Origin of the sequence: Mucilaginibacter paludis DSM 18603 (assembly GCF_000166195.2) — a bacterium.
Taxonomy (GTDB): Bacteria; Bacteroidota; Bacteroidia; order Sphingobacteriales; family Sphingobacteriaceae; genus Mucilaginibacter; species Mucilaginibacter paludis.
Window position 1 is genome coordinate 3,574,957 of the sequence record NZ_CM001403.1, and the last position, 14,744, is coordinate 3,589,700.

A 14,744-nucleotide genomic window follows, 5' to 3' on the forward strand; every position below is an offset into this window, starting at 1 on the left:
GGATAGCGAGGCAGAAAAATGCTGTCGTAAACACCCCTGATTGGTTGATAGCATTTCAATTTTTATTGAAAGAAGCCCGGAACTCCAATGGAGTAATATGTGTTTTGGTCTTAAAAAGGCGGCTGAGCGATTGCGAATGTTCAAACCCCAACTTGTAAGCAATTTCAGCAACCGAAAGATTGGTAATGGTCAGTTGTTCTTTTGCCTTTTCGATGAGTTTTCTATGGATATGCTGCTGTGCGTTTTGCCCGGTAATCACGCGCAGCATATCGCTGAGGTAGCTCGGCGACATCGCCAGTTGTTCTGCCAGGTATTGAACCGACGGGATGCCCTGTTCGGAGTTGATGTAATTATCCAGAACAGTTTCCAGTTTTTGCAGCGGGTCTGTATGAATGGCTTTGCGGGTGATGAACTGCCGTTTGTAATACCGGTTGCTGTAGTTGAGTAACAGCTCGATCTGAGAGATCAGCACATCCTGGCTGAGATCATCTATGGGAAGGTTCAGCTCGGTTTCCATACTTTTAAGGGTGGTGATGATCGTGGTTTTTTCTGCCTCGGACAGATGCAGTGCTTCGTTGGCGGAGTAAGAAAAAAAACCGTAGTGTTTGATCTTTTTGGCCAGGGGATAGCCTAACAAAAAATCGGGATGGATGAATAGGCTGTAACCTGAATATGGTCCGTTATGCTCGCTTCCGCCCATAAGCTGATTGGGCGCGGCAAACAGCATTCCACCTTCATCAAAGTCATAATAACCCTGTCCGTATTTTACTTTTCCGCTGACCTTGGCGGTGTAAGTGATCTTATAAAAGCTGGTGATCAAAGATTCGGCAGGAAAATTCACTTCTATGTTGTTATGCATGCCGTTAACAATGCTGATCAACGGGTGCAGCGGCTTCGGTAAGCCGAATGCCGCGTGCACTTCTGACAATGAATTGAATTTATGTGGTTGCGTTACCATGGTATGTTTACATTTTCCCAGCGGGTGAAAGTACCTGAAGGATCGTCCGGTCCGAACAAGGCAACCCTTACCACTTCACGGGAGCCGTCTTCGATCGACTCCGTACCTTCAAAGTTATTAAGTGCAGTACTTGTAAACCCCGGAGACACTAAGTTAACTTTAATATTGGTGTTTTCCAGTTCGATCATCATGGCCAGGGTAATGGCATTTAGCGCCGTTTTTGAAGCAGCATAACCCGGACTGAAAATAGCACGGTAAGGGAAAGCAGGATCGGCGTTTGTTGTGAGCGATCCTACGCCGCTGGAAACGTTCACTATGCGCGGCGCGGCTGATTGGCGCAACAAGGGTAACATAGCTTGATAAACGGCCAATACGCCGAAGACATTGGTTTCCCAAATAGAGCGGACTTCGTCCAGTGAAATATTGCTTGCCCTGCTGATCTTAGAGAATTCCAGCAACGACATATTACCCTTTCTGGTATTCGAGATGGCGGCGTTATTGACCAGCAGATCCAGATAACCAAATTTTTCCCGAATTAATGCTGCTGCGGCTTTGATGGACGCCTGATCGGTTACGTCTATCTGTACAGCAATAGCGCCATCACCGATTGCTGCAGCCGCAAGTTCACCTTTGGCCAGTTCTCTGGAGCCCAATAATACAAGGTGTCCAGTCTCTACCAACTCTTTTGCGACTTGCAGCCCGACACCCTGGTTAGCCCCGGTAACGAGCGCTAAGCGTTTGTTTTTTGTTTCGTTTTTCATACCGCAAAGTTCAATACCTGGAGTAAGATGGCTGTAACCAAAGTCGGGAATATTGTAACTGAAATGAGTTTATAATACGTCCACAAAACAGCAAACGGAATCGCTCTTACTTTTGCTTAGCCGCCATTCGAGATACTTTTTTATGATTTAAAATCAGATAGGCGGGAACAGTAGAAGAGTTTCTTTAAAAAGGTTAACGTAACACCACTTAGTTCAAAAATTACATCATTTATTCAGATTGCTGAAGTATTGATAAGTTAATCGAACTCTTAATTTAACAATCAAAACCTCCTTTACTATGATGTTTGAACCGAAAAATTTATAAGCCCAAATTCGCTATTAACCGCAAATCTGATAAGAAATAGTTCGAGATTTGTAAAGTAGCCACCACTACATTAACCCTTCAGATTAAGTTCTGAGGGTTTTTTTGTTTACGGTAGTCGGAGACTACGGGCATATTGATCCGAAGTTTGGAAACTTCGGATAGCGGGGGGGGGGAATTTAATTGAAAAAACTTAACTTTTTACTCCGAAATAAGCAGAATTTTTAATCCGGGTCCACCATTTCCTGATTAAATTACTAAACTGATAAAAATTTAAGTGTAGGTTTTTTTGCCGATTTGCCAAGAAAAATTCGCTGAGTGTGCTCTCTTATTGACTTCAGACTTAGCCCCCGATACATTTACCTATAGTAATTTCAATAAAGTGTGATGCAGACGGTTTAGGTATCATTTACTTGCATTGAGATATAGGATCAGTAATTTTACAATGCGGGTAGGCCGTAAAAAAAGCCGGTTGTTAGCGCAACCAGCTTTCTCTAAAATAGTCCATAAATGAACCTATTTTTGTTTAGGAAATCAAAAGTAGCATTAAATAATGAAAGCATGATGGATTATGCAAAGGGATAGCAGGCAAGCGTAAAACCTACTCCACCAGCCAATATGTTAAATCATAATAATTTAGAGATGTTAACTGACGTATTGCACTTATTAGGTTCTATTGCGTTAGTCACACATGCAGTCGGAAACTTAATAAATCGTTTAAAGTAAAACGATTACACCAGCGCTCATAACCATTAGTTATGGGCGCTTTTCATTTTTAAGGTATCTAGTTAAGAGCAGAAAAATAGCATGGTTGCGCGTTAGAAGTAAGCGAGCTATATAACAAATTAAGATTGATTAAAACTAGTGATAAAACCCAATGCTGGCGCACGCCTGTGGCGTGTGCCTTTAACGAATCTTTGTATAAACGAACTTCGCGGAATGTTGTTAATCACACCGTCAACCAACTGAATTTCGACTCATTCGGTATTCTGTTCACTTAAACGGTTTCGGGCATATTGCGGAACGCGCGACACGCGCGCACCAGCGATGGGCGCCAAAGCCTTGTGAAGCATACTAACCAGCCGCACTTCGTGCTGCCTCTGCTTAGACCCTCGCTCAACTCGCAAGGATTGCTCCCAGATATTATATATATTAGTAAAAAATAAGCAATAACATGGCTGTATTTAATCTGTTTTCCAAACGACAAAAAGCACTGACAGAAGAGCCATCAGATATATTAATTTACGATAAGCTTCCAAGTCCTTTCAGAGTGCAAGTAGTCCATATTATTAACGATGCATTTGGAACTTTTGTCGGTTATAGTATCGATCCCGTTGAAATGCTTTGCAAAGAAATCCATGATATATTATGTCGTGAATACGGCTTGTTTGATTTAAATGTTTCTCGGGGATACCAAGAAAGAATTGAAGAGCATATATTGAGAGAGAAAGATATAAACCGAGTACTTGATTCGATTGAGCTGTGTTTCAGAGCGGTAGCCAAAGTTATAACCTCTGACCACAACTATCAAACCTCTACGACGCGTAAACTTGAAGCCAACGAAGCTATAGAAGAATTAAACCAACGGTTCAAGGAACATGCAATTGGATATCAATATGAGGATGGTGAATTAATTAAAGTGGATTCAACTTACATTCATTCTGAGATCGTAAAACCTACTTTGAGCTTACTACATAATTCAACATTTTCAGGAGCCAATGAAGAGTATTTAAAAGCACATGAGCATTATAGACATGGAAGGAATAAAGAGTGTCTCGCCGAGTGTTTAAAAACATTTGAAAGTACGATGAAAATCATTTGTAAAGCGAAGGGCTGGTCATATGATGAAAAAGACACATCATCAACCCTCATTAAGGTCTGCTTGAACAATGATCTTATTCCAAGTTACATGCAAAGTCAATTAACTTCATTGAGAAGCCTTTTAGAAAGTGGAATACCTACAATTCGAAATAGAATTGGTGGTCATGGACAAGGTTCTATCCCGATCACTGCAGATGATGAAACCACAAGGTATACCCTTAACCTAACTGGCAGTAATGTCATTTACTTAATCGAATTAAGTAAATTGTAGATGCCTTGCTATTAGTATTTTAATAACTAAGTATATTTATATACGTACTATCCTACCCTCTACCTTCAGACGGTTTGCTTCAGTTCGTAGGGGCACACATTGTTGCCAATTATCGCATAAAATTATCTTAGCAACCTAACGACTACTATGAACTTTCAAAGTTATCAAACCGACGAAAACACGAGTTATCAATCTTATCGTTTTCCAACCTGCAATCTAGTTAACCCAATTACTCACTTCGGAGATGCTGTGCAGGAACTTAACTACAGGTTTGACTTAATGACAAAAGAGGCGATGCCTGATTACCAACAATTAAAAAGTAGTACTAAACTTGAGTGGGCCATCAGGTCTAAGGCCATGGCTAAACAACGTTGGAAGCAAGAATACCTTAAAATAGAACAAGCTGCATTACCAACTGATTTGCTACAGTTACTACAAGAAAGGAAGAAGAAGGCACAGAAGAAAATTGTTGCAAGATTAATATTCGATACTGATTTATTAATATGTACGCCGATTCATGCTTGGCTAAAATTCCGAATGCCGTATAGTAGATTGATTTCTGAATATCATGCGAAGGAGTTTGCTGGTAAGGTTTATCCAGCAATGATGCATCTTAAAGATGATGGTGAGTTTGAGTTCTTCGGAGTAACTGATATGTCACCAGCCGAAATAAAGGTTGCGATAGCGAAGAAACATAAAGTAATCGGTGACTTCATCGGTGATGAGAACTATTGGCATTGCTTTTTCAGAACAGAATCGGGAATACGGGGTAAAGAGGCACCACATTTAGGCCAACCGCATATACACTACATATCCAGTGCTTGGGGCATCAGTCGTAATGATATAATTAAAAATCTATCATCCTATAGGTACTCCCTTAAAGCTGAAACCATACCATTTACACCAAGGACGTGACCAATCTGACCCCTACACAAAGAAAACCGAATCATTATCATGCCTCACTTTAACTGCGCTGCTCGCTATTTAGCATATCCCCAACCAGAAAGAACAGCTAGAAACTTTAATATTTTTATCTTTGTTACACATTATCTCATTTAGTGATCTTAATTGCCATCCTCTATAAGTGTGAGCAGAACTTTATAAGCTGTTTTTTTCTCCCAGCGCGCTATTAACCAGGCAATAAAGCTCAACGTGAAGATATCGCTATTTTCTATCCCGCCAAGCAGGTCTAAAACCGCCTTTCTATACCCCGTTTCAGAAGTTACATCAGGTTTTAGCAGGTGTTTTTCAACCAGCTTCAGAAACAATAGAACGCGCTCCTCCGAAGTTTTCAGCAGGTACTTCTTATACCGGCGCCGGAAGCTGCTGATCCGGGACGTGGCAAGCTCGATGTTAGAGAACTGTGCCTGCACCAAAATTTCCATCAGGTTTTTTCGAATGGTCCATAACATGCCCATTTTTCTTTCATACCAGGCATCAGCACGCGTTAACAAAGTCAGCTGCTTCAAACTTCCCCGGTCATTGCAAAGCGCTAAAAACATGGTCAGGCATATTCGTATATCTTCGATGTCTTCCGGTTTAAACCTGTGCTTTGTATTGGAGAGCGATTTCTGTAATAGCGCGATCGCATCGTCGGCAAAGCCTGTAAAGAACAGATTGAGCGCGGCGAGTAACTGATGGCGTAAATAAAACAGCGCATAATAGTGACTATCCGTCAGCATTAGATCCATCATTTGCTTAAGATAAGGCGCACTACCTTCAAAATTTTTTCGTCTTAAATGAAAGTTCGCCAAAAAATATAAGATGGATATATGGTAAAAAAGATAGGACTGATTTTTATCCGGCTGGCCTTGCATAAATTGATCCGTTCGGTTGATATAGCGCTCTATCAATCCATAATTCTGCTGTATCGCAGCGTATTCATTCGCGATGAAAAGAATTTGGTAAATGGATTTATAGGTCATCAGATCCTGTCCGGAGATTTTGAACTTCCGGATCGTCGTTATCATCAGGGTCGTCAAATTAACGATTTTTCCATTCAGATGGATTTCCTGTAGTTCCTGCCTCAAAAAAGCATAGGCCATATTGAGTTTAGCCTCGCGTTGCATGTGTAGCTGATTCTGCAGGAAGCGCGCGGTCAAAGCTTCGAGGTTCTCGGCACCTGGCAAATGTGCGTACTGTACCTTCAACTGCAAGAGCTCATTCAGCAAATTAAACTGCTCTAACTGTTCAGCCAGGCGTTCTGCCTTATCCAAACATTTGAACGCTATCTTGACCACATGATTTTCCAATAAAAAACGCCCCACCACCAGCAGGCGCAAAGCGTCATAGGTATCAGAATGATTGCTCTCAAAGGTTTTCTGCGATAAGAATAGCAATAAGTTATCCTGTAGCCTTTTATGTAAGGCATAGTATGCATCATTATTTTTTTTCGGGTCGTAGAGCTTTTTTAAATTATCTATATCGTCAGTTTCTATCAAATCAAGTAACTGCAGATTTTTTACATCGCCCCTTTTGTTTTTCCGTTGTAAAAACTGCCTGAATAGCTTTTTATCCGTATTATTGAGCAAGTTAATCAACTCCGGCAGTGATTCCATATAGCTATATTGAGAGGTATAAAAGTACAATAATCCTTAAATTATATCGTCAGTAATTTTCAAATTCTACTTTTTTTAGGTCTGTTTTACATCCGACATTTGCTTTCATATTAATCATTAAAACAGAATAAAAATGGAACCGCTACAACCAAGAACAGAAGAAAATTCACCGTTTGTAAAATATGGTGAAAACGTTAGAAACCCGTTTAAACCAACTGCTGCATTTATTGGCGCTTCGTGGTTTGCCTTACTAATAGGCACTATGGGATATTGCATTGGCTTATGGAACGCAAGTATGGCGTTGAACGAGAAAGGTTATTATTTTACCATTTTATTATTTGGCTTATTCGCAGTGATCTCTGTACAAAAAAGCGTAAGGGACAGGGCCGAGGGACTTGCCGTTACTGATCTTTACTACGGAATTAGTTGGTTTGCCACTATTGCAGCAATGCTCCTGTTGACGATAGGCCTTTGGAATGCAAATATGGCGCTAAGTGAGAAAGGTTTTTACTCTATGGCATTCTGCCTCAGCATGTTTTCGGCCATTGCCGTACAAAAGAATACCCGCGACGCAAAGATGGTTAAGGATAAAGAGCTGTAACGTAGCGGTTACCACCCCGCAGCGCCTTGCCCAGCAAGCCTGCGGGGTTTATTGATGTGCCGTAAATTTAAAAACTTCTAAACCGATCGGTCAATGGTTCGAGCCCATTAGTTCCCACAAAAAGAAACCACCAGGTTTTTATTTAGAAAATTTTTATAAGCCTTCAGAACGGCCTGAAGGCTTTTTGTAGTTGCAAAATATAGATTATGGTAGTGCGAAAGACAGTGCATCGTTTGTCGTCATTTTGGGCATTCATTAAGCTCTTTTGATATCGAAGCCCTGTAAATAAGATACCTTCCATTGACCGCTTTCCTTTGTTACGTTGAATTTATAGGTAACGGTTCTCCAATCAGGAGATACATCTTTAGGAAGGCTGCCCCAGGTCCAGTACATTTTACCGTTTTCTTTGTTTAATTCAATAATATGCACATCAACTAAACTATAGGCGTTAGGATGGTCATAAGGTACATCCTGGCAATCGCACCAGGGATCGGCATCAGTATGGAAACCAAAAGGCGGTATTTCTCCTGTTGAAAAAGGTGCGATCTTCTTTTCTTTCATCTTCCTATCAAGTACCTGGATGATTTGGTTGTAGTTATTGATAAACTCTTTAGAAAAAAAACCTGTAGTTTTCAAACTATCGTCAACTCCTTTAAGCTTACCCAGATCAAAGCCTGTAACTGTACTATCCTGTCGATTTACCACAAATGGAAGTAAATCCGGAACTCCTTTTCCACCCTCGGCCCATACAAGCAAGTTACGGATAAGTTTTTGAATCTCCTGTTTATCCTTTGTGGTATCTGATGTTGCGGACGCATTAACTTTCAAAATCGCTTTAACTTGCGTTTTAGTTGCTTTTGGTTTACTGTTTTTATTACAGCCTAATAAACAAACGATTAAAGCTGCGAGGGCAAATCTTAGAGAGGTCATTTTAAAATATTAAAGGTTTTCGACACCTAAATATAGCTTTCAAATTGCAAGTCGAGAAACAAACTACATGATAATCGTCCGAAATTAATGAGATCCGCATTTTTTGGGTTTGTGGTTATTAAGAATATTCATTTTGATAAAGTTTTAATCCTTTAGTGAGGATAGACAATTTGAAGCATTTTTAATTCCGGTCTGAATCTGCCCAACTTTTCAAATCATGGAAAAAATATTGTGTTATAAATAAAGCCCGCACCACGATAGGCCCAATGCTCCCGCTGATCAATTTGTCGTATCTACTACCTCTATTTAAGGTTTGAGGCATTTTTGTTTTTCGGTGCCGTAGACTATCGGCATGGCTGATCCGAAGTTTCTACCTTCGGCCAAGGGCTGTCAAAGGAAAAAGCCTCTCAGATTAACTTCTGAGAGATTTTGTTTTTAGTTAAGGATTCCCTGCGTCTGCTTGCACTTATAAAGCAGTTGCTATTTGTAGTATTAACAATTTAGCAAACTGGCAATTAATACCTTAGCGATACAGCGCGGCAAAACAGATATAGCCATTTAGAAGCATAAAAATAAAAGATGGCAATGATAGTAAAAGTCCATCTTGCATTTTAATTCGTACTCCAAATCCAATTAACATCAATAAAGCAAGGCCGCCCGAAGCGGCCACAAGCAGAGGCTGCCAAATCAAACCAACGAGGAGTCCGGCTCCACCCAGAAATTGCAGGTAGCCTATAAGTCTCCTGTATTTGTCGAGATTGTAACGAAGGAACTCTTCTTCCATGCCGGAGTTTGTAAAAAAGCTAATTCCATAATACAGAAATGAAATAGCAGAAACTATTGTTAGTATAGTGAGCAGCATTAAGTTAAATTAACCCGGAATGAACGCCGGCTACAAACAAACACAGAAGAAGTAATATTGCCGACGGAACAAATTTTGACCATGGGTTTTTAACTTTAAAATGCGCTACCTGGGCACATGCCATGAGTGCGGCCATTGATAGGGCTGGTATCAATATTAAACCCGGGTGCCATATACCGCAAACCAAAAGTGTTGATAGCGATATTTTTGCTGCACCAACAAAGTTTCTTAGCAGGTCGGGGATTTCGTACTGTTTAAACTCTTTTACAATATTATCATAACGGAAAATCCATACATATGACACAGAAAGTGCAATGATGATCTGGGCGCAATTTGAAAGCGTATTCATAAAAAATTGTTTTAAAACGTGAGATGATAATTACAACAGGGTTTCGCTTTTAGGATGCTGTTGTTTCTTTTGTGCGCTAAATAAGCCCCATGCAAAGCCAACATACAATACTGTAACCAGTATGGTGAGTATGATAAGATCTAAATTTTCCATGTTAACTTGTCTTTTTAAGGTTAAAGTAAATCAGCAAGCCCACCATGGTGGGTGGCCATAGGCCAATAAACAGAGCACGGTCATGGTCTTTTAAAATAATGTAGTAGTACTCCGAAATGAATATGATGGCAATGATCATAATTAATATCGCGAATTCGATTTTAGAAATTTTATTCATTTGATTTTTATATAGTTTTAATACGATGGTTTATTGGGCTTTAAAGAATATAAAAATTAGCAGGGCAGAAAAATGACCTGGTTTCTAAACCCGAAAACTTAAGATGGAATAAGAAGACAGATCGTTGCCAGGATCATAAACAACTGGCAAAGAGATGGACAGGAACCGTTTATTCCTGTTTAAAATAAATTAGAACTTGAAGAGGAGAACTATAGGTTTTATAAGTTAAACAAGTTACAGATAAGCTTTATAAAAATCAAGGAATATTGGTACTATAATATTAAAAAGTATTTCAGGGTGTACTTGCAATGATTTGCTTTAGTCTGCTGCGGTTATAAATAACCGGCTAATAATCAATTTCATGCCGGATAAATCCTTACTAAACGCGTTTTCGCCTCTGTAAAATCCGGCAATATAATTTCCATCTTGTCGGTATTGACGTTCACCCGCTTCAAGGGGTATAACATGGCATCAAACTGTGGGTGATCCCAAGCCTTTATTATTTGAAGGCTAACAGCAACTTAAAAAAAAGTTAAGCCAGCTATTTTTAAAACCAAACTGCTAATTTATTTTAATCAACCTTTTAGTACTTACCGTATTCCCCTGCTTCAACTGGATAAGATACACGCCCATTGCCGCGCCAGACAGATCAACCAGCGTTGAGTAATCCTTTTCGCTTTTAACAGCAGTAAAGGCTTTATACAATTTGCCGCTTTGTTCGTTGAGTATCCGTACATTGATATTGTTGCTTACATCGGCACTGCTAAAACTAACGCTAACATAACTCACCGACGGGTTAGGGTATAGCTTTAAAGTATTCAATTCATTTTTGCTAACCGTGTTGGGGCTTGTTAAAGCTTCGTTATTTACGGGGAACGCATTGAAGCTTCGGCCTACCGCCATTAACCCGGTAACAGGTATTACAAATACCGGTGTTTCGGTTACCGCTACTTGTAGCTTACCGTTAATTACCCTGGCGTATTGCATATCCATGCTGTCGGCCCCAATTTTTAAGGTATACACTTTGGCAGAATCAGTGCCCGGTAAATCAAGTGAATAACTGGCAGTTCGTCCTTTTTCATCGGGCACTACCAAAACATAGGCCGGGTTTCCGTTTAAATCGTATTGGTCAACTATCGGGTCGGCATTCAGGGTTTGTTTAAAGCTGTATTCGCCTAACAGCTTGTTGGTTTGATAAAGGTAATCTGCCGCCGGGCGACGGGTTTTATTGTCGTTGATTAAGCCTGATGAGCCAAACTGAATGGGATTGAGGGCATTATCATCATACATCTGGTAAAAAAACACCCTGTCCACCCCGTTACGCGCGTATAGTAGGGATGAGCGTAGTATCCAGTCGGCCTGGGTTTGCAAAGGGATTTTGTTACCTATCTGGATGGCTTTGTAAGGGCTGCCCTGGTTCAGGTCATAACCTACCTCGGTAACCCAAACGGGCATGTCTCCGGCAACCTCATGCGCCATTTGAACAAAACACTGGGCCGATTTCGCGGTGAAAGGGTCAACCTCGGGTGCCATACCACGGGTCGGCGTTCCGTTTTGCGAATTATTGGCATCGTTTGAGTACAGGTGATAGTTAATCACATCCCAGCAAAGGTTCACCGAGCCATCAGCATGATAGCCACGATGCTGCTTACACCAGTCAACCATACCACGCACATAACCCGGATCGGCATGGGATAACCCGCACATTACTACTTTGATAGACGGATCGGCATTTTTCACGCCCACACCCGGCCCCATGGTATTTTTATTACCATCGTAAAAAGCAGACAGGTTGGCGGCATACTCATAGGCGGTTTGAAAACCTTTGCGGCCTTTCCACCATTTATCGCGTTCGTTGTCGCACTCAATATATTTAATCAGGCCCATGCCTTTTTTAATCACATTAACCTGATCACCAGTCCAGCGCTGGGTACCGTTTACGCTAAGCAAGGCGCTATCAACCTGCAGGTTTGAACCATAGCGCGCCACATATTGAAACGCCGTTTTGGCTTGCTCAATGTATGATGCCGGGTCGGCAAAATCTTTACCGTATTTTAAAGGGACGCTCTCGCTATCTTTTAAACTATCCGGGTAGCTGTCAACCATCCAGCCTGGCAGCTGCTTTAGGTCGGCCAAAACCTCAATACCATTATCCTTACAAAACTGGTATATGGCATCGTAATTCCAGCCGCCGTTGCGGGTGGGGTTGTAGGTGTAGCTGCCCTGGTCAGTCTCCAGTTTTTCCCAATCCATATAGTGCCTCACCTGCGTAAACGATTTGAGCGCCCTGATCTGCCCCGAATCTATTTTGGTAGGATCGATGGCACCGTTCTCAAAGTTCCACTCAAAGGCGTTGATGCCAAAAAACTGTTTGAGTTTGGTTGGCCTTTGTACCATGGGTGGTATGGCATTTGGCGCTTTGTAGCTACCGTACAATTCCATTTCGGTAGGGTAGCCGCCGTTACTGTTGATCACCAGGAATTTAATATCGTTAATAGTACTGTCTAAATTAAACTGCGCATCGCCGGTGGTTGCCCTATCGGGATAAGGGCCGAGCCAGGTATTGTAGCTAAACCCTTTAAATACACCAACGTTAATACGTTTACCCTGGCTGTTAATGATGGCCAAGGTCATGGGCTTATCTAAGCCGCCGTGGTAACTAAAAAATTTAACTTTGGATAAGGTGATCTTTTCGCCGTCGGCAACAGGATATACGGCATCAAAATTAGCTATCAGTTTACCCCAGCCAGTATTCACATCCACATCTGTAATGCCATCGGTTAAAGCATCCAAACCGCTGTTTACATTATTTAACTGGTACCAACGGCTGGCGGTAATGGGTATTTTAACCAGGCTATCTGGATCCGCAGCAGGAGGCGTAACAACAGGCGGCGGTGTGGTAACAGGTGTCGCGCTGGTATCGGGGTAACCATAAACAAATATTTTCTGGGGGATATTATTGCCAAATTTATGTACTACAACGGCATCGGCATCAATAGGGATGTTATAGAAATGATCTCCCCAAACCATGTAACTTGGGCCAGTAAAGGTGGCCAATAAAGTTTTTGTGGTGCCTTTTAAAGCATAAATAAGTGCTGGTTGTGTTTCAAATACGCCCTGGTAATCATACAACGATATTTTAGTAACCTTGCCCGGTGTGGCCAGGGATAAAGTAACATCTACCCACACATCGTTGCCTGTCCATGCGGCCGCAACCAGGGTATCCAGGCTATCGCTCAGCCAGGGAGCATAATTTTGCCCGGTATTTTGGCTTACCGTATAGCCCGAAAACCTGAGGCGCTGTTCGGTTTGGGCAAAACAAAGCTGGGTAATGCACATCAGTACTAAAAACATCTTAAATAACAATTGCTTACCGGAAGTGACACAGATAGCCATCATCATAATTTAGTTTAACGTTAAAAATGGCAGATACGAGAAAGGTTGATTGGTTGTGTATTTATACGGGCTGTATAAAAACATGTTTCAATATCATGTTTAATATGGTATACTCATAGTTGTGTTTTAAAAAAGAAACAGAGCATACATGGGAAGCTACGGGGGGAATCAAACGGATGGCTTGTTAACTAAATATATAGTATAATAATAGAAACTAACGCCATTAATTAATCCATTGTTATATTAAGACAAAGCTTTCCAGTGACAAGCAATAGATACTATCTTGCAAAAAACTAACATTGTTGGAATACTTCTTATTCTGATAGGAATAGGCATACTTATCATTGGGGCAGGCATGTTTGCTTATCGCGGTCGATCCCTTACTCCGATCGTGAGCAAACTGGGGATGTAATCCATTCATGTCTTGGTTGCCAACTATTATAGTAGGCATTACAATTATAATAATTAAACGTAACTAACATGTGCTATTTAAGGCGGTTTGCAAATCTCACTTACAGCAAATGCGCGGTTTCAACTCAAAAAAGAGGGTTGATAATATTTTGAATTTATTGTTTTAATTCAGGTTTCTAAAAATTTCGCGTATTTCTTTAATAAAAGTGAATTCATAAAAAACAATAGCATACACAAACTCATCTCGCACCGTAACATTTCTTTTTTCCAATTCATCCTTAAGATCAATCCATTGCCTGTCGGGAATTGTTCCCGCTCTAAACAATTTGCTTTTAAAGTCTTTAGTTATAACCCTGATAGAGCCAGGCATTTTGTACGGCTGCTCAAATACAATTTGCTGAATATTTGATAAGGCATAAATTCTGGATACCCAAAACATATTATGATTTTTTACAACGAAATAGTTATCTGAAAGATCAAAATAAAAAACATACCACGAACCAAGCTTGAAGGCACCCAGGCCGATACCTAAAAGCAAAATCAATAAACCCAAATGGCCAATGTGATTTATGCCGATATAAATAAGCAGGCCGATAAAACACCACAATAAAAAAGATCTGTAATTTAACCAGGCTTTACCCTTATAGCTTACAAACTGCTCATCTTTAACACCGGGTTCATTCGGTTGTTGGTGTTCCGCTGCCTCGCCAATAATGTGGTGTCTTATAAATTGCTTTATTTCGGGCGTATTGGCGTACATTTCATCCAGAAAATACCGCGTCCTTTCATCTTTAAATTTCAGCATTACTCCCTCCTTTTGGTCGCTAAACAGATACGGCTTTTTGCCTGTCAGGGAGATTTCCTCCAAATTACTCCAGTAGTAGGTTGTTAAACCAAATTTGATATAGTTGTTGTTAAGCCGGATTGATGGCGCGCTTTTGATATAGGCATGTATGGTATAAGTCGTCAAAATGATAATTCCAACGAACATCACGAGCATCCCGAAGTCTTCACCGTAAAATTGATTTGTATGTTTGTTATGGTCGGTTAGGCCTATTTCCAATACAGCAAAGCCCATTAAAAAATAAAACAAACAGAAGCCAAATAAGGCCAGATAGAACATCACAAAGCTTCTTTTGCTGGCTATATCTGTTGGCATCTTGCAGATTAATT

At 40.7% G+C, this 14,744-nt stretch carries 13 protein-coding genes; 3 read left to right on the plus strand and 10 right to left on the minus strand.

Features of this window, described 5'->3' with window-relative positions; genetic code table 11:
* Positions 1-55: 55 nt before the first annotated feature.
* The gene (locus MUCPA_RS15120) at positions 56-958 is read right to left on the minus strand and encodes an AraC family transcriptional regulator (RefSeq protein WP_008507508.1); all 903 of its coding nucleotides are present in this window, start codon (positions 956-958) and stop codon (positions 56-58) included.
* Positions 952-1,719, minus strand: a complete 768-nt coding sequence (locus MUCPA_RS15125) for an SDR family NAD(P)-dependent oxidoreductase (RefSeq protein WP_008507509.1) — start codon at positions 1,717-1,719, stop codon at positions 952-954. Before MUCPA_RS15125 ends, MUCPA_RS15120 begins: the two co-directional genes overlap by 7 nt.
* 1,496 nt (positions 1,720-3,215) lie before the next feature.
* On the opposite strand from MUCPA_RS15125, the gene MUCPA_RS15130 reads away from it, so the two are divergent.
* Positions 3,216-4,133: an STM4504/CBY_0614 family protein gene (locus MUCPA_RS15130; RefSeq protein ID WP_008507511.1), complete on the plus strand. Its 918-nt coding sequence runs from the start codon at positions 3,216-3,218 to the stop codon at positions 4,131-4,133.
* A 147-nt stretch (positions 4,134-4,280) separates the two neighbouring features.
* A complete protein-coding gene (locus MUCPA_RS15135) occupies positions 4,281-5,048 on the plus strand; it encodes a hypothetical protein (protein ID WP_008507513.1) in 768 nt (255 codons plus the stop codon).
* A gap of 149 nt (positions 5,049-5,197) precedes the next feature.
* On the opposite strand, the gene MUCPA_RS15140 is transcribed toward MUCPA_RS15135, so the two are convergent.
* Complete coding sequence (locus MUCPA_RS15140; RefSeq protein WP_008507514.1) at positions 5,198-6,691, minus strand: hypothetical protein; 1,494 nt, start codon at positions 6,689-6,691, stop codon at positions 5,198-5,200.
* Between the two features lie 133 nt (positions 6,692-6,824).
* Between MUCPA_RS15140 and yiaA the strand changes: the two genes are divergently transcribed.
* On the plus strand, positions 6,825-7,292 hold the full coding sequence (gene yiaA / locus MUCPA_RS15145; RefSeq protein ID WP_008507516.1) for an inner membrane protein YiaA: 468 nt from the start codon (positions 6,825-6,827) through the stop codon (positions 7,290-7,292).
* A 255-nt stretch (positions 7,293-7,547) separates the two neighbouring features.
* Here yiaA and MUCPA_RS15150 read toward each other — a convergent pair whose 3' ends face one another.
* The 7 genes from MUCPA_RS15150 to MUCPA_RS15170 all read right to left on the minus strand — a co-directional run bounded on the left by MUCPA_RS15150 (position 7,548) and on the right by MUCPA_RS15170 (position 14,730).
* Positions 7,548-8,222, minus strand: coding sequence for a hypothetical protein (locus tag MUCPA_RS15150; RefSeq protein ID WP_008507517.1), 675 nt, complete (start codon positions 8,220-8,222; stop codon positions 7,548-7,550).
* A gap of 523 nt (positions 8,223-8,745) precedes the next feature.
* Complete coding sequence (locus MUCPA_RS15155; RefSeq protein ID WP_008507518.1) at positions 8,746-9,084, minus strand: DoxX family protein; 339 nt, start codon at positions 9,082-9,084, stop codon at positions 8,746-8,748.
* A gap of 4 nt (positions 9,085-9,088) precedes the next feature.
* Positions 9,089-9,433: a DoxX family protein gene (locus MUCPA_RS15160; protein WP_008507521.1), complete on the minus strand. Its 345-nt coding sequence runs from the start codon at positions 9,431-9,433 to the stop codon at positions 9,089-9,091.
* A gap of 30 nt (positions 9,434-9,463) precedes the next feature.
* Entirely contained in the window at positions 9,464-9,586 is a 123-nt protein-coding gene (locus tag MUCPA_RS39245; RefSeq protein ID WP_008507523.1) for a hypothetical protein, read from the minus strand.
* 1 nt (position 9,587) lies between these two features.
* Positions 9,588-9,764, minus strand: a complete 177-nt coding sequence (locus MUCPA_RS38280) for a hypothetical protein (protein ID WP_008507524.1) — start codon at positions 9,762-9,764, stop codon at positions 9,588-9,590.
* A 561-nt stretch (positions 9,765-10,325) separates the two neighbouring features.
* Positions 10,326-13,166, minus strand: a complete 2,841-nt coding sequence (locus MUCPA_RS15165; protein WP_050982115.1) for a T9SS type A sorting domain-containing protein — start codon at positions 13,164-13,166, stop codon at positions 10,326-10,328.
* A gap of 568 nt (positions 13,167-13,734) precedes the next feature.
* Positions 13,735-14,730 (minus strand): hypothetical protein, encoded by a 996-nt coding sequence (locus tag MUCPA_RS15170; protein WP_008507529.1) that lies wholly within the window; start codon positions 14,728-14,730, stop codon positions 13,735-13,737.
* Between the last annotated feature and the right edge of the window lie 14 nt (positions 14,731-14,744).